Here is an 18,643-nt window from a genome sequence, read left to right as displayed (position 1 = left end):
TGGCTCCCACATGGATTTTCGGTGTACACAAAACCTGTGGGAGCTAGCCTGCTAGCGATGGCGTTTGATCAGTCGCCGTAGATGTCGGACTTGAAATACTTGTCCGAAATTTTCTGATACTCGCCATTGGCACGAATACCATCAATGGCCGTGTTCAGCTCACTGACCAACTCACCATTGCCTTTGCGCACAGCGATCCCGGCGCCCTCCCCCACGTATTTCGGGTCTTTCAGCTCAGGCCCGACAAAGGCGTAACCCTTGCCACGCGGCATCTGCAGGAAGTCGTTCAGTGGAATGGTGTCGGCAAAAATCGCATCAAGGCGACCGGCTGCCAGGTCCATGTAGATTTCTTCGTTGTTGCTGTAGCGCTTGACGTTGATGCCCTTGGGTTCAAACACCTCGGTGGCAAAACGGTCAGTGGTGGTTGCACGCTGCACACCGATGTTCTTGCCTTTAAGGCTCGCGTACTGGTCGTCAACGACGGCGCCGTCCTTCATCACCAGGCGCGACGAAGTGAAATAGTACTTGTGGGTGAAATCCACCGACTTCTTGCGGTCTTCGTTGATGGTCATGGACGACAGGGCCATGTCGATTTTCTTCACTTTCAAGGAAGGAATCAGACCATCGAACTCACCTTCGACCCACACGCACTTGACCTTCATCTGTGCGCACAGCGCGTTGCCGATCTCGTAGTCAAAACCGACGATCTCACCTTTGTCCGATTTGGAGGCGAACGGCGGATAAGCGGCTTCGATACCGATGCGCAGGGTTTTCTCGGCGGCGAACACAGTGCTGCACGCCAACAGGCTCAGGGCCAGACCGGTGATGAGGGGGAGTTTCTTCATGTTCGTTTTCTCGCGGTTGTTGTTGGTTTGGCAAGATAGAAGAAAGAATTGGAGCGGATGAAAGCCTTTTTTGTACTTGTAATTCCATACTGGACTTTAATGTATTGATCGTCAATCGGGCAAAAGCGGCCCGTGCCGGCCGATGGTCGGGAGGTGGGCACATCAAGTTTTTTAGTGGTGCAGATGACGCCATCGCCAGCAGGCTGGCTCCCACATGGATTTGCGGTGCACACAAAACCTGTGGGAGCTAGCCTGCTAGCGATGGCTGATTGAAGTGCACTGCAGAGGTTATTTGTTCCAGCGATCCGCCGCCGCATGATCACTGTCACGCCCTTCCACCCAACGCGGCCCGTCACTGGTGTTTTCCTTCTTCCAGAACGGTGCACGGGTTTTCAGGTAGTCCATGACAAAGGCGCAGGCATCGAACGCGGCCTGGCGATGGGCACTGGCGGCGCCGACGAAAACAATCGGCTCGCCCGGTTCCAGGGCACCGATGCGGTGCAGCACTTCCAGCTTCAGCAATGGCCAGCGCTGCTCGGCTTCGATAGCGATTTTGCCGAGGGCTTTTTCGGTCATGCCCGGATAATGCTCAAGGAACATCCCGGCGACGTCGAGTCCGTCGTTGAAATCGCGCACGTATCCGACAAAACTCACCACGGCCCCCACGCCGACATTGGCGTCGTGCATCGCGTTGACTTCGGCGCCCGGGTCGAACGCCGTGGACTGCACGCGAATCGCCATGATCAACCCCCGGTCACGGTCGGGAAAAACGCCACTTCATCGCCATCGCTGACTGGCTCGTCAAGTTGGCAGAGGTCTTCGTTGCGCGCACACATCAAATTCTGTTCGCTCAACACCTCGGCACCGTCACGCTGGGCCAACAACACCCGCACGTCGTCAACCGTGGCGAAATCACCATCGACCCTCACCGAGTCCACGCCCAGCGCTTCGCGATAACGGGCAAAAAACTTCACGGTGATGTTCATGACGGGTCCGCCTGGAAATGCCCGCTCTTACCGCCGACCTTCTCCAACAAGCGCACGCTTTCGATGGTCATGCCGCGGTCCACGGCCTTGCACATGTCATAGATGGTCAGCGCCGCGACGCTGGCCGCGGTCAGGGCTTCCATCTCGACACCGGTCTGCCCGGACAACTTGCAGCGCGCCACGATGCGCACGCGGTCGTCGCCTTCGGCACTGAGTTCGACTTTCACGCCGGTCAGCATCAACGGATGGCACAGGGGAATCAGGTCGCTGGTTTTCTTCGCCGCCTGAATGCCGGCAATGCGCGCCACGGCAAACACGTCGCCCTTGGGGTGACCGCCGCTGACGATCATCTGCAGGGTTTCGGGCAGCATGCGCACCAGCGCTTGGGCGGTCGCCTCACGGAACGTCACGGCTTTTTCAGTGACGTCGACCATATTGGCGCGACCTTGGGAATCGAGATGAGTCAGCACGGGATTACTCCTGATCAGGAGCGTCGATTGTAAACCTGCGGGTCAATTTTTCGCACGCACGAATATCGCCCGCACCACAACCTGTAGGAGCTGGCTTGCCGGCGGTGGCGGACTCGAGTTTACCGCAAGGCTCATGGCCCCATCGCTGGCAAGCCAGCTCCTACAGGGTTTTGCGTACTGAAAAAAAAACGGGCGGCCCGCGAGGGCCGCCCGGTTTCGATGAAGCGATTACAGATGCGTTTCGGCGTATTCGGCCAAAATCGAGCGTGGTACCCCTTGCAGGGTGATGTGCACCCCGTTCGGGAAGTCCTTGAAGCGTTCAGTGAGGTAGGTCAGCCCGGAGCTGGTCGCGGACAGGTAAGGGGTATCGATCTGTGCGAGGTTACCCAGGCACACCACTTTGGAACCGGCGCCGGCACGGGTGATGATGGTTTTCATCTGGTGCGGCGTGAGGTTCTGGCATTCATCGATCAAAATCAGGCTTTGCTGGAAGCTGCGACCCCGGATGTAGTTGAGGGATTTGAACTGCAACGGCACTTTGCTGAGGATGTAGTCGACGCTGCCATGGGTGCTTTCGTCGTCCATGTGCAAGGCTTCGAGGTTGTCGGTGATGGCGCCGAGCCAAGGCTCCATTTTTTCTGCTTCGGTGCCGGGCAGGAAACCGATCTCCTGGTCCAGACCCTGCACGCTGCGGGTGGCGATAATCCTGCGATAGCGTTTGCTGACCATGGTCTGCTCGATCGCAGCCGCCAACGCCAGGATGGTTTTACCGGAACCGGCGGCGCCGGACAGGTTGACCAAGTGAATGTCCGGATCGAGCAAGGCATACAGCGCCAGGCTTTGATAGATGTCGCGCGGTTTCAGGCCCCAGGCTTCCTGGTGCAGTAATGGCTCCTGGTGCAGGTCCAGAATCAGCAGCTTGTCTTCCGCGATCTCCTTGATCCAGCCGACAAACCCCTGCTCATCGATGATGAACTCGTTGATGTGCACGGCCGGCAGGTTGTCGATCAACTGCACCTGATGCCAGGTGCGGCCGTGGTCCTGACGGGTTTCGACCTTGCTCACACGGTCCCAGAAGGAGCCGGTCATGTTGTGGTAACCGTTAGGCAGCAACGACACGTCGTCGACCAACTGGTCGGTGCTGTAGTCCTCGGCCGCAATCCCGCAGGCCCGCGCTTTGAGGCGCATGTTGATATCTTTGGTGACCAGCACCACGGGCTTCTTAGGGTCGCGCGCGTGCAGGTCGATCAGCTGGTTGATGATTTTGTTGTCGTTCAGGTGCTCGGGCAGTATCAGGTTCGGCTCAGCGTGCTTGCTCATCAGAATTGACAGCAAACCCTTGGGTCCGCTCTTGCCACGCTGGATCGGCACACCCTGCTCGACGTCCTCGGGAGAGGCATCGCCCAAAGTCTTGTCGATCAGGCGGATGGCCTGGCGGCATTCGGCGGCAACGCTGTGATGCCCGCTCTTGAGCTTGTCCAGCTCTTCCAGCACGGTCATCGGGATGGCGACGTGGTGTTCTTCGAAGTTAAGCAGCGCGTTTGGATCGTGAATCAATACGTTGGTATCGAGTACATAAAGGATTGGCTGGTTGGAAGAAGAGCTACGTCCGTGATCATCCATACTCGGTCACCTTTGTGGGAGCCATTCGACGCAATACCTTGACGGTGCTGCGCCTCGAAGTGACTGCCGAATTCACCTGCGAGGACTCAAGTGAACTGCACACAAGTAGGGTCTTGGAAGACGCCACCTGTGTTGCAGGTTTCGGCGGTCTGTCTTCGTAATACTCCAAAACGTGTGACAGAAAAAAGTACTTTGACGTTTTTTTGAAGTTTATTTTGCAGATTGACCAATAGCACTTGGCGAGCTGCCATCACCCGTTTACAGTCGGAGATCAACCTGCAACAAAATCCCCACCAAAATCGCCAATTACCCAATGTTTACGGGCTTTCGTCGTTTTCAGCGAAACGCGTCCTGACAATCCTCCCAACCGATCCCGACGGGCGCCGTTTGCGCGACCAACCAGGGCAAGGCCGTCTTCACCCCCTCCTGCTTCACATTGAAATTGATCACGCCGTGACGCCACAGCAGCATCAGGGTCAGCACCCGCTGCGCACTCTGGTTGCCCTTGAGCTTGCCGGCGCCGTCCTGGGCGTCGATGTCCCACAGCGCCACCTGCAAGCCCTGAGTCCTGAAAAAAACCTCGGCATCGGCACGACGCTGAGCATCGGGCGGACGAAACAGCGGTACGAAGTTCTCCGGCAATTTGCTTTTCACAAGGTCAGCGCTGCGCCGTACCGAGTCCTGCCAGTCCTGCCAATGGCTGTGGGAGCGAAACTCCCAGCCCTGCACGCCCACGCATTGCGTTGAGTACGTGGATTGCAGGCCGGCCACTGAGCCCTCAGCCAAACGGGCCTGAACATCTTTGCCGAGGACGAAGAATGTCCCATTGATGTTCGACTTGCGCAGGTACTCGGTGACCCAACCGGTATTGTCCGGTACGGCATTGGCGGCACTGTCGAAGGTCAGCAAAAACAGCCGGTCATGCATCGCGTCGCCGTTGCGCTCAAAGTCGCCAAAACGATCGACTTCGCTGCTGGTCTGCGGAAACAGCGCAGCCTTGCGCAACTGCTCGTCCAGGTATTGGGTATGGAACAGCCGGCTCGGCTCTGCCCATTTGATGTAGTAGCTGTCATCGCCGAGCTGAAACTTGGCGGCCTGCTCGCGCAGGGTGGGCATGTCTTCGACCAGAAAACAGAACGAGGCGTCCTGATCGCAGCTTTGCTGGGCGAAGTTGTAGCTGGAGAGCAGGCGTTGCCACAGGCGTTGGCGGACACGGTTGACCGATTCCATGTTGAGCGTGCGCAAGCCCAGACGCTGGGCCAGTGCCCGTTCATCCACTGACTCGCTGGCCAGCAGCACACGGGCGAACATGAGGATTTCAGCGCGCGAGGCCACGTCGAACAGCGTCGGGTTGTTGAGCTGTTCTGGCCAGGTGCTGCGATCAAGCGTCGCCACATCGCCCGGTGCCGCCAGGGCGCCGAAACTCAACAGCCAGGCCGAGAGGAATAAAACGATACGCAAAGGGATGTCTCCATAACAAAACCCGCGCGGCACTATATCGCGGGAAGCTCAAAAGATCGCAGCCTCGCTGCGCTCGACAGCTCCTACGGGGATCGGCGTACTTCTCTCGTCCCATGACACCACCGATCACCTATCACGCTCATAGCTGGAGTCAACACGAACAACCCCCTAGAATCGCCGCCACGATTAAAGGAGACGACTTCATGCTGATGGTGATTTCACCCGCCAAGACCCTCGACTATGAAACACCGCCGGCGACCCAGCGCTTCACCCAGCCGCAGTACCTCGACCATTCCCAGGAACTGATCCTGCTATTGCGCGAGCTGACCCCGGCGCAGATCAGCGAGTTGATGCACGTCTCCGACAAGATCGGCGGCCTCAACGCCGCGCGTTTCGGCAGCTGGACGCCCGCGTTCACCCCGGAAAACGCCAAGCAGGCGCTGCTGGCATTCAAGGGCGATGTGTACACCGGCATGAATGCGCAAACCCTCAGCGAAGCCGATTTCGATTACGCCCAGCAACATTTGCGCATGCTCTCGGGCCTGTACGGCTTGCTGCGTCCACTGGACCTGATGATGCCGTATCGCCTGGAAATGGGCACCAAACTGGCCAACGCCCGGGGCAAGGATCTGTATGCGTTCTGGGGCACGCGTATCAGCGAATGGTTGAATGAAGCCCTGGCGGACCAGGGTGACGACGTGCTGCTTAACCTGGCCTCCAACGAGTACTTCTCGGCGGTCAAACGCAGCGCTCTCAATGCGCGGATCATCAACACCGAATTCAAGGACCTGAAGAACGGCCAGTACAAGATCATCAGTTTCTACGCGAAAAAGGCCCGGGGCCTGATGAGCCGCTTCGTTATCGAGGAGCGCATCAACGACCCGGCCGCCCTCAAGCAGTTCGATGTACAAGGCTATCGCTACAGCGCCGAACAGTCTAAACCCGACAATCTGGTGTTCCTGCGCGATCACGCGCCGGAGTGATTTAGCGACCTGACGCACGGGGGCAAACCCCTCGTGCGACACCCATTGCCCCTCCGACAACCCCCTCCTGATCGCCAACCCATTGACGCCAATAAACTATCGATCGGATTTCTGACTTTAGTTTCACTCGACTTCAAGCATTTTTTTCTGTAGTGGCACTGACATTTTCTAACGGTAGTGGCAAAAAACTATCCACTTCCATTATCCGCCTATATATAAAGGGCGAAACGGCACGTGCTATCAATATGAGAGCAGTGCCATCTTTCTCAATATTTCAAGAAATTTCAGATTTCGCGATGGACGGACTGGAACTATGTCCAAATGCGCCGCTCATACCACCGGTAACGATTCTCGCCGAACATGTACGAGATAACTTACCCAGAGAAGTGATTGATATAGCGAAGTTACAACACCAACTTTCGCGGATCATTACCTGACGTGAACAACACATGATGGAGAGGAGATACGCAATATGACTATCCCCTGCACCGCCAAGGCAGCGCCCCTATAGACGTGCTCGCCAGAGCACCCAACCGCTTGATCCACGGGCTTTCGGCCTGACATCGAGCGCGCAAGATTTGTACGCCGGCACCTTTTCCAAAGGACCAACGGCTGCATAACAGGGCAAGCCATAACAATAAGACCTGGTTGCGCACACTTTGAGTGCACTTATTTAGACACTCGGAACTTATATGCCAACACCGGGCATTGTTGTGCCTGTTAGCCGCACTTGTGAGTGCACTTTGAACGCTGAATACCATTAATTCCGGCCATCTAATGGCTCGTTGAATACAGTCTTGATAACAGAGAGGTAATTGCGATGCGCATCAGCATATTTGGTTTGGGTTACGTTGGCGCAGTCTGCGCCGGTTGCCTGTCTGCACGGGGCCATGACGTCGTTGGCGTCGATGTTGCCAAAGACAAGATCGATATGATCAATGCCGGTAAATCGCCGATCGTTGAACCAGGCCTGGGTGAACTTCTGGCGCAAGGTATCCAGACCGGTCGCCTGCGTGGCACCACCAACTTCGCCGAGGCGATTCGTGACACCGACCTGTCGATGATCTGCGTCGGCACGCCGAGCAAGAAGAACGGCGACCTGGAACTGAACTACATCGAAGCCGTGTGCCGCGAGATCGGTTTTGTCCTGCGTGACAAATCCACCCGCCACACCATCGTGGTGCGCAGCACCGTGTTGCCGGGCACCGTGGCCAATGTGGTCATCCCGATTCTCGAAGACTGCTCCGGCAAAAAAGCCGGCGTCGATTTCGGCGTCGCCGTAAACCCTGAGTTCCTGCGCGAAAGCACCGCCATCGCCGACTACGACCAACCGCCAATGACCGTCATCGGCGAGTTCGACAAGGCCTCGGGCGATGTTCTGCAATCGCTGTACGAAGAACTCGACGCTCCGATCATCCGCAAGGACATCGCCGTCGCCGAGATGATCAAGTACACCTGCAACGTCTGGCACGCCACCAAGGTGACCTTCGCCAACGAGATCGGCAACATCGCCAAGGCTGTCGGCGTCGACGGTCGCGAAGTGATGGACGTGGTCTGCCAGGACAAGACCCTCAACCTGTCCCAGTACTACATGCGCCCAGGCTTTGCGTTCGGCGGTTCGTGCCTGCCGAAAGATGTGCGCGCCCTGACCTACCGTGCCGGTTCCCTGGACGTGGCAGCGCCGCTGCTCAACTCGCTGATGCCTAGCAACGAATCCCAGGTGCAGAACGCCTTCGACATCGTTGAAAGCCACGACAAACGCAAAGTTGCCCTGTTGGGCTTGAGCTTCAAGGCCGGCACCGACGACCTGCGCGAAAGCCCGCTGGTGGACCTGGCGGAAATGCTGATCGGCAAGGGCTACGACCTGAGCATCTACGACAGCAACGTCGAATACGCCCGCGTTCATGGCGCGAACAAGGACTACATCGAGTCGAAGATCCCGCACGTCTCGTCCTTGCTCAATTCCGATTTCGACGCGGTGATCAACAACTCCGACGTGATCATCCTCGGCAACCGTGACGAGAAATTCCGCGCCCTGGTGCTGGACGTTCCTCACGGCAAGCAAGTGATCGACCTGGTCGGCTTCATGTCCAAGGCCACCAGCGTGACTGGCCGGACTGAAGGTATCTGCTGGTAAAGCAGCCGCAAGCTTCAAGCTCCAAGCCGCAAGTTCAAAGCTCCTCGCTTGGGGCTTGAAGCTTGGGGCTTGCAACTGACTTTAGGATTCCGATTATGCACAGGCTAAAGCACGGCCTACTTCAGGCCGCCGGTTGGCTGTTTTATCTAAGTTTACTGATGGGCATCGCCATGGCGTTGCCTGTGTCCACGTTCGACTCCGAGTCGAAGGACTTCATTTTCCTGATCGGTATCGTCGGTATCTGGCGCTACTCGATGGGTGCCACGCACTTCCTGCGCGGCATGCTGTTTCTGTACGTGGTCTACCCGCACCTGCGGCGCAAAGTGCGCAAGCTGGGTAAAGCGGCGGACCCGTCCCATGTATTCCTGATGGTCACCAGTTTCCGTATTGACGCCCTGACCACCGCGCAGGTCTACAGCTCGGTGATCCGCGAAGCGATCGATTGCGGGCTGCCGACCACTATTGTCTGCTCCATCGTGGAAATGTCCGATGAGCTGCTGGTGAAAAGCCTGTGGAAACGCATGAATCCGCCGGCCAACGTGAAGCTCGACTTCGTGCGCATTCCCGGCACCGGCAAACGCGATGGCCTGGCCTTCGGTTTCCGCGCTATCTCCCGTCACCTGCCGGATGACCGCGCCGTGGTGGCCGTGATTGACGGCGATACCGTGCTCGGCGAAGGCGTCGTGCGCAAGACCGTGCCGTGGTTCCAGCTGTTCGGCAATGTCGGCGGCCTGACCACCAACGAGTTCTGCGAAGTGCGCGGCGGCTACATCATGAGCGAATGGCACAAGCTACGTTTCGCCCAGCGTCACATCAACATGTGCTCGATGGCCCTGTCCAAGCGCGTGCTGACCATGACCGGTCGGATGTCGGTGTTCCGTGCCACTGTGGTCACCAACCCGGAATTCATCGCCGACGTGGAAAGCGACTCGCTGCAACACTGGCGCCTGGGTCGTTTCAAGTTCCTGACCGGCGACGACAAGTCGAGCTGGTTCAGCCTGATGCGCCTGGGCTACGACACCTTCTACGTGCCCGACGCCGCGATCAACACCGTCGAACATCCGCCGGAAAAGAGCTTTATCAAGGCCAGCCGCAAACTGATGTTCCGCTGGTACGGCAACAACCTGCGGCAGAACTCCCGCGCCCTCGGTCTTGGGGTTAAACGCCTCGGTGCGTTCACCTCGGTGGTGCTGTTCGATCAGCGCGTGTCGATGTGGACCTCCCTGCTGGGCCTGACTGTGGCGCTGATCGCCAGCTTCAAGTACGGCACCGCGTTCATCCTGGTGTACCTGCTGTGGATCGGCATCACTCGCCTGATCCTGACCCTGTTGCTGTCCTGCTCCGGCCACCGGATCGGTCCGGCCTACCCGGCGATTCTCTATTACAACCAGATCGTCGGTGCACTGGTGAAGATCTACGTGTTCTTCCGCCTCGACCAACAGTCCTGGACTCGCCAACCCACTTCTCTGACCCGTGATCTCGCCAGCTTTCAACGTTGGTTCAACACCTGGTCGTCTCGGACCATGACCTTCTCCGCCGGCAGCATTTTTGTCGCCGTGCTGCTGTTGATGGTCTGACCGCCCCATTTTTTGAATTAACCAGGAAAACGCCCCTATGAATACCGCCGTCAACGCCAACGTAGTGCATGAATCTGAAGCCCAGCGCCAACACGCCCGCGTGAAAATTCCGGCCAAGCTGCGTTTCTTCGGTCCTGACCGTACACCGGTCGAAGTCCGCCTTATCGATCTGTCCGCCGGTGGCCTGGCATTCAACGCCGGTCAACTGCCCCTGAAGGTGGGCGAGGTGTACAAGGCTCGCATGCAATTCGTGATCGACAACCTCGGCCTGGCCATGGATGTCGAATTGCAGATCCGCTCCTTCGATAGCCAGACCGGCCGCACCGGTTGCCAGTTCCAGAACCTGGAACAACGGGACATTTCGACCCTGCGTCACTTGATCACTTCGCACCTGGCCGGCGACATCGTCAGCATCGGCGAAGTGTTGGCGACCCTGCAGCGCGACAACTTCACCAAGGCACGCAAGAGCAAGGATGGCGGCCATGGCATGAGCGCATTCGGTCGCATGAAAGCCGTGACCTTCAGTCTCGGCATTTTCATCGTGGGTCTTGCGGCATTCGGTTTCATCTTCAAGTCGGTGTACGGCATGTACTTCGTCAGCCATGCCCAGGCCGGCCTGGTCAGCGTGCAGGGCGTGAACATCACCATGCCCCGTGACGGCACCGTACAAAGTCTGGTGAAAGCCGATGGCGTAGCCGCCAAAGGTGCCCCGCTGGCGACGTTCAGCACCAGCATGCTCGACGTGCTCAAGGGCCATCTGCAAGACGATCAACTGGCCCCGGCCAAGGTTGAAGAACTGTTCGGCAAGCAAATGACCGGCACCCTGACTTCGCCGTGCGATTGCACCGTGGCCCAGCAAATGGTCGCCAACGGTCAATACGCCAGCAAGGGCGACGTGATCTTCCAACTGGTGCCACGCAACACCGAAGCCAACGTTGAAGCGCGCTTCTCCTATCGCCAGTTCGGCGACGTATTGCCAGGCACTGCAGTGCGCTTCCAGATCGCCGGTGAAGACAAAACCCGCACCGGCAAGATCGTCAGCAGCACCAGCCTGAAAAGCGCCGATCTTTCTTCCGATATCCGCGTGCTGATCCAGCCTGACGAAGCCCTGGACAGCAACCTCGCCGGTCGTCCGGTGGAAGTGAGCAGCGACCGTGGCCCGAACCTGAACTGGCTGATCGACAAAGCCATGGCTGCCGGTCTTTAAGTCGAGGACATGCCTGTGACTATCATCAGCCTCCTGAAAACACCGAATTCCCTGTGGGAGCTGGCTTGCCAGCGATTGGATCACTGCGGTGTAACTGAAAAACCGCGTCAAGCGAATCGCCAGCAGGCTGGCTCCCACAGGGGATTGGTGGTGTGCTCGCTGGCATTGGCTGTCAGCCTCGCCGGTTGCGCCGGTCTGCCCGACCAACGCTTGGCCAACGAAGCGCTCAAGCGCGGCGACACCGCCACCGCTGCGGCGAATTACCAGCAATTGGCAAGCCTGGGTTACAGCGAAGCCCAGGTCGGCATGGCCGACATTCAGGTCGACAGCCGCGACCCGGCACAGATGAAACAGGCCGAGGCGACTTACCGCGCCGCCGCCAGCGTTTCGTCGCGTGCCCAGGCGCGTCTGGGTCGCCTGCTGGTGGCCAAGCCCGGTTCCACCGAAGCTGAGCAGCACGAAGCCGAAACCCTGCTGAAAAAAGCCGCCGCCGCGGGCGAAGGCAACACGCTGATTCCGCTGGCGATGCTGTACCTGCAATACCCGCACAGCTTCCCCAACGTGAATGCCCAGCAGCAGATCAGCCAATGGCGCGCCGAAGGCAAGCCGGAAGCGGGTCTGGCACAAGTGCTGCTGTATCGCACTCAGGGCACCTACGACCAGCATCTGGATGACGTGGAAAAGGTCTGCAAAGCTGCGATCAACACCACCGACATCTGCTACGTCGAACTGGCCACGGTCTATCAGAAAAAAGCCCAGCCTGAACAACAGGCCGAGCTGATCAAGCAGATGCAGGCCGGTCATGCTCGCGGCACTGTGTCCGCTCAACGTGTGGACAGCGTCGCCCGCGTACTCGCGGATTCGACCCTGGGCACGCCCGACGAAAAGACCGCGCAGTCGCTGCTCGAACCGATCGCCCCGGGCTACCCGGCGTCGTGGGTCACCCTCGCGCAACTGCTCTACGACTTCCCCGAACTGGGCGATGTCGACCAGATGATGCAGTACCTCGACAACGGCCGCGCCGCCGATCAACCGCGCGCTGAGCTATTGCTGGGCAAACTCTACTACGAAGGCAAAATGGTCCCGGCCGACGCCAAGGTCGCCGAGGAACATTTCCAGAAAGCCGTCGGCCGTGAAGTCGCCGCCGATTACTACCTCGGCCAGATCTACCGCCGTGGCTACCTGGGCAAGGTCTATCCGCAGAAGGCCCTCGACCATCTGCTGACCGCTGCGCGCAACGGCCAGAACAGCGCCGACTTCGCCATCGCCCAACTGTTCTCCCAAGGCAAAGGCACCAAGCCTGACCCGCTCAACGCTTATGTCTTCAGCCAATTGGCCAAGGCACAGAACACCCCGCAAGCCACCGAGCTTGCGCAAACACTCGAAACCCAACTGCCGCCTGCGCAGCTGGCCGAGGCCCAACGCCTGTTGAAACAGGAACAGGCCGTTCGCGGCAACTTGAGCCAGAACACGCTGCCACTGCACGCCCTGCAAGAAGAAGACGGTGAGGAATCCCTATGAAACTTAATCCATTCATGAAGGCCGGTATCGGTCTGACATTCGCGCTGATCTGGTCCTGCCCGACGCTTGCTGCGATGACTGAAGAAACCAAGAACTTCGGCCTGGACGTGAAAATCACCGGCCAGTCCGAAGACGACCGTGACCTGGGCACCGCCGACGGCGGCGACGTCAACGGCGTCGGCCTCGACCTGCGTCCGTGGGTCTACGGCGAAAGCGGCGCGTGGAGTGCCTACGCCATGGGTCAGGCGGTGACGTCCACCGACATCATCGAGACCGACACCCTGCAACAATCCGACGGCGCCGAGAACACCGACAACGGTGATCGCGAGACCAAGAAAAACTACCTGGCCATGCGTGAGTTCTGGGTCGGCTACAGCGGTTTCACGCCCTACCCGGGTGAGGTCCTGAAGTTTGGTCGCCAGCGCCTGCGCAATGACGACGGCCAATGGCGCGACACCAACATCGAAGCCCTGAACTGGACCTTCGACACTACCCTGCTGCGCGCCAACGTCGGTATCGCCGAACGCTTCAGCGAGTACCGCACCGACCTGAAAGAACTGGCACCGGAAGACAAGGATCGCCTGCACGCCTACGCCGATGCGGCGTACCAGTGGACTCCGGGCAACTGGGTCGGCATTCGCGGTCATCACACCCACGATGACGGCAAGCTCGACTACCCGACGCCAGGCGAAGCCAGCGATTCGCTGGACAAGAAGCAGAACGGCGACATCAGCTGGCTGGGCCTCACCGCCGACAGCGACGCCTACAACTGGCGCAACACCAACACCGTCAACTACTGGGGCAGCATCACCGGCATGAGCGGCGACCGCGACACGGTCAACCCGCTGAACGCCGATGGCACAGCTCCCGCACAAGCCAAGCGCAGCGACGATGTTGATGGCTGGGCCACCGACCTGGGTGTGCGCCTGCGCCTCGATCCGCATTGGCAAGTGGGTGCGGCCTACGCCCGCGCCAGCGAAGACTATGAGCAGAACGGCCTGGAAAGTAACCGCTCGAACTACACCGGTACCCGCTCGCGCGTGCACCGTTTCGGTGAAGCGTTCCGTGGTGAAATGAACAACCTGCAATCGGCCACGCTGTTCGGTTCGTGGATGCTCAACGACGAATACGACGCCAGCCTGATCTACCACAAATTCTGGCGCGTCGACGGCAACAAGCCGGTTGGCAGCAACGGCATCGACGCGGTGCAGAACAACACCGACGACGTGACCGGCGCGATCCTCTCCAGCACCTCCCTGCCGCTGAACGATGGCGAGAAAGACCTCGGTCAGGAAATGGACCTGGTGGTCACCAAGTACTTCAAGCAAGGCCTGTTGCCGGCATCGATGAGCCAGGCGATCGACGAGCCTTCGGCGTTGGTGCGTTTTCGTGGCGGCGTGTTCAAGCCGGGCGATGCGTACGGCAAGGAAGTCGATTCGTACATGCACCGCGCATTCATCGACGTGATCTGGCGCTTCTGATGCACATCGCGAAGGGAGTCTCCCAGATGAATCATCCTGCCCGAAAAGGCTCGATCAGCCTGTTGGCCGGCGCGATGCTGCTGGCCAGCGCGACTGCCTTCGCCAATGCGGAGCCAGCGAAGCCCGCAACCGTGGCCAAGGAACTGCAACAGGCCAAGACCTACACCGTCAGCAGCGCACCGACCGCGCCACTGGAACTGGCCACGCCGAAACTGCCGGACGTGTCCGGCTACACCGCCGAGGCCGTCGCGGCAAAAATCGTGCGCAGCAAACCGGGCAAGATCAGCGTGCGCCGGATGATGCAGGAAGACGCGCTCAAGGACTTCATCGGCGGTGACAACAAGATGGCCGAGTGGGTGGTGCGTCAGCACGGGATCCCGCAGGCGATCTTCGTCGACGACGGTTACATGAACCTCAAGGACCTGGCGCAAAAGGTGCCCAAGCAGTACTTCAGCGAAACTTCGCCGGGCGTGTACCTGGCCAAATTGCCGATCGTGGTCGGCCGTCACGGCATCCTCGAAATCGACAAGCAGACCCAGGAACTGCGCCTGTCGCAAGAGGCCGGTTCGTTCTTGGTCAACGACGGCCAGCTGTTCGTGCGTGACACCAAAATCACTGGCTGGCGCGAGAAGGACAACGGCCCGGCGACATTCAAATCGCCCAAGGAATTCCGTCCGTTCCTGCTGGCCTGGGGCGGCACCGAGACCTACATCGCCAACAGCAAGATGGCCAGTTTCGGTTACGCCAACAGTAAGTCGTACGGCGTGAGTATTTCCCAATACACGCCGAACATGGCCAAGGTGCTCAAGCGTCCTGAACCGACCGGCTGGATCGTCGGCTCCGAATTCTCGGACATGTGGTACGGCTTCTACTGCTATGAAACCAGCAACTTCGTGGTCAAGGGCAACACCTACAAAGACAACATCGTCTACGGCATTGACCCGCACGACCGTTCCCACGGTCTGATCATTGCCGACAACACGGTGTACGGAACCAAGAAGAAGCACGGGATCATTATTTCCCGTGAGGTCAACGACAGCTTCATCTTCAACAACCGCAGCTACGACAACAAATTGTCGGGCCTGGTGATCGACCGTAACAGCGTCAACAACCTGATCGCCCACAACGAGATCTACCAGAACCACACCGACGGCATCACCCTCTACGAGAGTGCCGACAACTTGCTGTGGGGCAACAAAGTCGTGAGCAACCGTCGCCACGGCATCCGCATTCGTAACAGCGTGAACATTCGCCTGTACGAAAACATCGCCATGGCCAACGGCCTGACCGGTGTCTACGGCCACATCAAAGACCTGAGCAACACCGACCGTGACATCAAGCTCGACCCGTTCGACGCGCAGGTGTCGTTGATCGTGGTGGGCGGTGAACTGGCGGCCAACGGCAGCGGCCCGCTGTCCATCGACTCGCCGTTGAGCGTCGAGTTGTATCGCGTGTCCATGCTCGCCCCGACCAAATCCAGCGGCATCAGCTTTTCGGGGATTCTCGGCGAGCGCCAGGATGAAATTCTCGATTTGCTGGTGCGCCAGCAGAAAGCCGTGCTGATCGACCCTGTCGAACGCCAGACCGAAATGCAGGACTGAGGATAATTTTATGCACCCACACTTGATCAAATTACTCAGCCTGTCGGCCCTGACCGCCGGCATTCTCGCGGCCAGCGCCGGCGCGCGTGCCGACGAAGTTCAAGCGCCAAAGTTCAGCGCAGAACCGTGCTGCAGCCTGTGCCCGGCCGCCCACGATGCGAAGAACTACACCACGCGTTATCAGCAGAATTTCACCACGCTGGTGCAGGCTCAGGGTGACTGGTTGTTCCGTACCCAGGAAGACTTGCGCACCGAATTCGACACCACCCCGGCCGGCTACAAACGCATGAAGCAACTGCACGATGCGTTCAAGAGCAAAGGCGTGGAGCTGGTGATTGTGTACCAGCCGACCCGTGGCCTGGTGAACCGCAACAAGCTCAACCCGGCCGAAAAGGCCAGCTTCGATTTCGACAAGGCCTTGAAGAACTACAAGTCGATGCTCGGTCGTTTCGCAGCCATGGGTTACGTCGTGCCGGACCTGTCGCCGCTGACCAACGAGTCGTTGCCCGACACCCTGCCCGCCCACGATTTCTACTTCCGTGGCGACCAGCACTGGACGCCGTACGGTGCTCAGCGCACGGCGAAAGTCGTCGCCGAGAAGGTCAAGCAATTGCCTGAGTTCGCCGCCATTCCCAAGCGCGAATTCGAGACCAAAAAGTCGGGGCGCATGGGCAAGACCGGAACGTTGCACAACATGGCTGGTCAACTCTGTGGCACCAGCTACGCGATCCAGTACATGGATCAGTTCACCACCGAGCCCAAGGGCGAAGCGGGCGACGGCGACCTGTTCGGCGATTCCGGTAATCCGCAAATCACCCTGGTCGGTACCTCCCACAGCGGCAAGAACTACAACTTCGCCGGTTTCCTCGAAGAGGCCATCGGCGCCGACATTCTCAACGTGGCGTTCCCCGGCGGTGGCCTGGAAGGTTCGATGCTGCAGTACCTGGGCAGCGACGAATTCCAGAAGAACCCGCCGAAGATTCTCATCTGGGAATTCTCGCCGCTCTATCGCCTCGACCAGGAAACCATCTACCGCCAGATGATGGCGCTGCTGGACAACGGTTGCGAAGGCAAAGATGCACAAATGGCCGGCAGCACCACCCTGAAGCCGGGAAAAAACGAACTGATGGTCAACAGCAAAAACCTCGACCTGCGTAACAGCAGTCACCAGGTCGACATCCGCTTCGCCGACACCTCGGTGAAAACCCTGCAAGCCACCCTCTGGTACATGAACGGTCGCCACGAGGACATCAAGATCGACAAACCGGAAACCTCCGACACCGACGGGCGTTTCGCCTTCGAGTTGCGCACGGACGAAGACTGGGCCTCGCAGAACCTGCTGGCCGTTGAAATCCAGGGCCCCGAAAAAGCCGGGACCGCGCCACAGAAAGTCGAAGCGAAAATCTGCAAACGCAACGTATTCCCGAGCGCTGAGCAACGTACCGCTTCGGCCGGGCAATGAGGTCTGCTATGCGAAATCCGAAACTGAAACATCTGTTGGCACCGACGCTGTTGAGCCTGGCGATGTTTGCGGGCGCCACCCAAGCGGCGGCGCCATTGCGCCCGCCACAGGGTTACTTCGCACCGATCGAGAAAGTCAAAACCGGCGACAAGAGCGAAGGCTGCGATGCCATGCCGACGCCCTACACTGGCTCGTTGCAGTTCCGCAGCAAGTACGAAGGCTCGGACAAGGCCCGTTCGACTCTGAACGTGCAGTCTGAAAAAGCCTTCCGCGACAGCACCGCCGACATCACCAAAATGGAACGCGGCACCAGCAAGCGCGTGATGCAGTTCATGCGTGACGGTCGTCCGGAACAATTGGAGTGCACGTTGAACTGGCTCACCGCCTGGGCCAAGGCCGATGCGTTGATGTCCAAGGACTTCAACCACACCGGCAAGTCGATGCGCAAATGGGCGCTGGGCAGCATGGCGTCTTCGTACATTCGCCTGAAATTTTCCAACTCACGTCCGCTGGCCAATCATCAGCAAGAGTCGCAGTTGATCGAAGCCTGGTTCAGCAAGATGGCCGATCAGGTGGTCAGCGATTGGGACAACCTGCCGCTGGACAAGACCAACAACCACTCGTACTGGGCCGCGTGGTCGGTGATGGCCACGTCCGTCGCCACCAACCGCCGCGACCTGTTCGACTGGGCGGTGAAGGAATTCAAGGTCGGCGCCAACCAGGTCGACGCCGACGGTTATCTGCCCAACGAGCTCAAGCGTCAGCAACGGGCGCTGGCCTATCACAACTACGCCCTGCCGCCGCTGGCGATGATCGCCAGTTTCGCCCAAGTCAACGGTGTGGATTTGCGTCAGGAAAACAACGGCGCACTGAAACGCCTCGGTGATCGTGTGCTCGCCGGGGTGAAAGACCCGGATGAGTTCGAGGAAAAGAACGGCAAGGAACAGGACATGACCGACCTGAAGGTCGACTCGAAATTCGCCTGGCTCGAACCGTTCTGCTCGCTCTACACCTGCTCGCCGGATGTGCTGGAGAAGAAGCATGACATGCAACCGTTCAAGACCTTCCGCCTCGGCGGCGACCTGACCAAGGTCTACGACCCGGCCAATGAAAAGGGCAAGGGTTCTTAACGCAAATCCTTTGTAGGAGTCGGCTTGCTGGCGATGGCGGTATGACATTCACCATCGATGTCGACTGATCTGCCGCCTTCGCCAGCAAGCCGGCTCCTACAAGGGATCGCGGTGGCTTGAATGCAATACATCCCCCCGGTTTTTCGTGGGGGGTTTGGG

Annotated in this window: 15 protein-coding genes; 9 read left to right on the top strand and 6 right to left on the bottom strand. The window is 59.0% G+C overall.

Annotated features, from left to right (window positions below; genetic code table 11):
- Nucleotides 1-68: 68 nt before the first annotated feature.
- From CKW15_RS12440 to CKW15_RS12415, 6 genes are all read right to left on the bottom strand, one after another.
- Nucleotides 69-845, bottom strand: coding sequence for an ABC transporter substrate-binding protein (locus tag CKW15_RS12440; RefSeq protein ID WP_095057006.1), 777 nt, complete (start codon nucleotides 843-845; stop codon nucleotides 69-71).
- Between the two features lie 288 nt (nucleotides 846-1,133).
- Complete coding sequence (gene moaE / locus CKW15_RS12435; RefSeq protein ID WP_095057005.1) at nucleotides 1,134-1,586, bottom strand: molybdopterin synthase catalytic subunit MoaE; 453 nt, start codon at nucleotides 1,584-1,586, stop codon at nucleotides 1,134-1,136.
- 2 nt (nucleotides 1,587-1,588) lie between these two features.
- Nucleotides 1,589-1,831: a MoaD/ThiS family protein gene (locus tag CKW15_RS12430; protein WP_095057004.1), complete on the bottom strand. Its 243-nt coding sequence runs from the start codon at nucleotides 1,829-1,831 to the stop codon at nucleotides 1,589-1,591.
- Nucleotides 1,828-2,301 carry a cyclic pyranopterin monophosphate synthase MoaC gene (moaC, locus tag CKW15_RS12425; RefSeq protein WP_095057003.1) on the bottom strand — a complete coding sequence of 158 codons (474 nt, stop codon included), beginning with the start codon at nucleotides 2,299-2,301 and terminating at the stop codon, nucleotides 1,828-1,830. The genes CKW15_RS12430 and moaC overlap by 4 nt, the downstream gene beginning before the upstream one ends.
- Before the next feature lie 228 nt (nucleotides 2,302-2,529).
- A complete protein-coding gene (locus CKW15_RS12420) occupies nucleotides 2,530-3,924 on the bottom strand; it encodes a PhoH family protein (RefSeq protein ID WP_095057002.1) in 1,395 nt (464 codons plus the stop codon).
- A 336-nt stretch (nucleotides 3,925-4,260) separates the two neighbouring features.
- A complete protein-coding gene (locus CKW15_RS12415) occupies nucleotides 4,261-5,385 on the bottom strand; it encodes a polysaccharide deacetylase family protein (protein ID WP_095057001.1) in 1,125 nt (374 codons plus the stop codon).
- Between the two features lie 203 nt (nucleotides 5,386-5,588).
- On the opposite strand from CKW15_RS12415, the gene yaaA reads away from it, so the two are divergent.
- The 9 genes from yaaA to CKW15_RS12370 all read left to right on the top strand — a co-directional run bounded on the left by yaaA (nucleotide 5,589) and on the right by CKW15_RS12370 (nucleotide 18,484).
- Complete coding sequence (yaaA, locus tag CKW15_RS12410) at nucleotides 5,589-6,368, top strand: peroxide stress protein YaaA (RefSeq protein ID WP_095057000.1); 780 nt, start codon at nucleotides 5,589-5,591, stop codon at nucleotides 6,366-6,368.
- Nucleotides 6,369-7,188: 820 nt separating this feature from the next.
- Nucleotides 7,189-8,505 carry a nucleotide sugar dehydrogenase gene (locus tag CKW15_RS12405; protein WP_095056999.1) on the top strand — a complete coding sequence of 439 codons (1,317 nt, stop codon included), beginning with the start codon at nucleotides 7,189-7,191 and terminating at the stop codon, nucleotides 8,503-8,505.
- A 95-nt stretch (nucleotides 8,506-8,600) separates the two neighbouring features.
- Complete coding sequence (alg8, locus tag CKW15_RS12400; RefSeq protein WP_095056998.1) at nucleotides 8,601-10,082, top strand: mannuronan synthase; 1,482 nt, start codon at nucleotides 8,601-8,603, stop codon at nucleotides 10,080-10,082.
- A gap of 37 nt (nucleotides 10,083-10,119) precedes the next feature.
- Nucleotides 10,120-11,289 carry an alginate biosynthesis protein Alg44 gene (locus CKW15_RS12395; protein ID WP_095056997.1) on the top strand — a complete coding sequence of 390 codons (1,170 nt, stop codon included), beginning with the start codon at nucleotides 10,120-10,122 and terminating at the stop codon, nucleotides 11,287-11,289.
- A 15-nt stretch (nucleotides 11,290-11,304) separates the two neighbouring features.
- Entirely contained in the window at nucleotides 11,305-12,810 is a 1,506-nt protein-coding gene (gene algK, locus CKW15_RS12390) for an alginate biosynthesis TPR repeat lipoprotein AlgK (RefSeq protein WP_305883121.1), read from the top strand.
- Nucleotides 12,807-14,291 (top strand): alginate export family protein, encoded by a 1,485-nt coding sequence (locus CKW15_RS12385; protein ID WP_095056995.1) that lies wholly within the window; start codon nucleotides 12,807-12,809, stop codon nucleotides 14,289-14,291. Before algK ends, CKW15_RS12385 begins: the two co-directional genes overlap by 4 nt.
- Before the next feature lie 26 nt (nucleotides 14,292-14,317).
- The gene (algG, locus tag CKW15_RS12380) at nucleotides 14,318-15,892 is read left to right on the top strand and encodes a mannuronan 5-epimerase AlgG (protein WP_095056994.1); all 1,575 of its coding nucleotides are present in this window, start codon (nucleotides 14,318-14,320) and stop codon (nucleotides 15,890-15,892) included.
- A 10-nt stretch (nucleotides 15,893-15,902) separates the two neighbouring features.
- A complete protein-coding gene (locus CKW15_RS12375; protein WP_095056993.1) occupies nucleotides 15,903-17,354 on the top strand; it encodes an alginate O-acetyltransferase in 1,452 nt (483 codons plus the stop codon).
- An 8-nt stretch (nucleotides 17,355-17,362) separates the two neighbouring features.
- A complete protein-coding gene (locus CKW15_RS12370; RefSeq protein WP_095152170.1) occupies nucleotides 17,363-18,484 on the top strand; it encodes a mannuronate-specific alginate lyase in 1,122 nt (373 codons plus the stop codon).
- Nucleotides 18,485-18,643: the final 159 nt, after the last annotated feature.

Origin of the sequence: Pseudomonas sp. Irchel s3b5 (assembly GCF_900187435.1) — a bacterium.
Taxonomy (GTDB): Bacteria; Pseudomonadota; Gammaproteobacteria; order Pseudomonadales; family Pseudomonadaceae; genus Aquipseudomonas.
The sequence above is the reverse complement of the archived record's forward strand: the minus strand, read 5'-3'. Positions and strand labels throughout refer to the sequence as shown.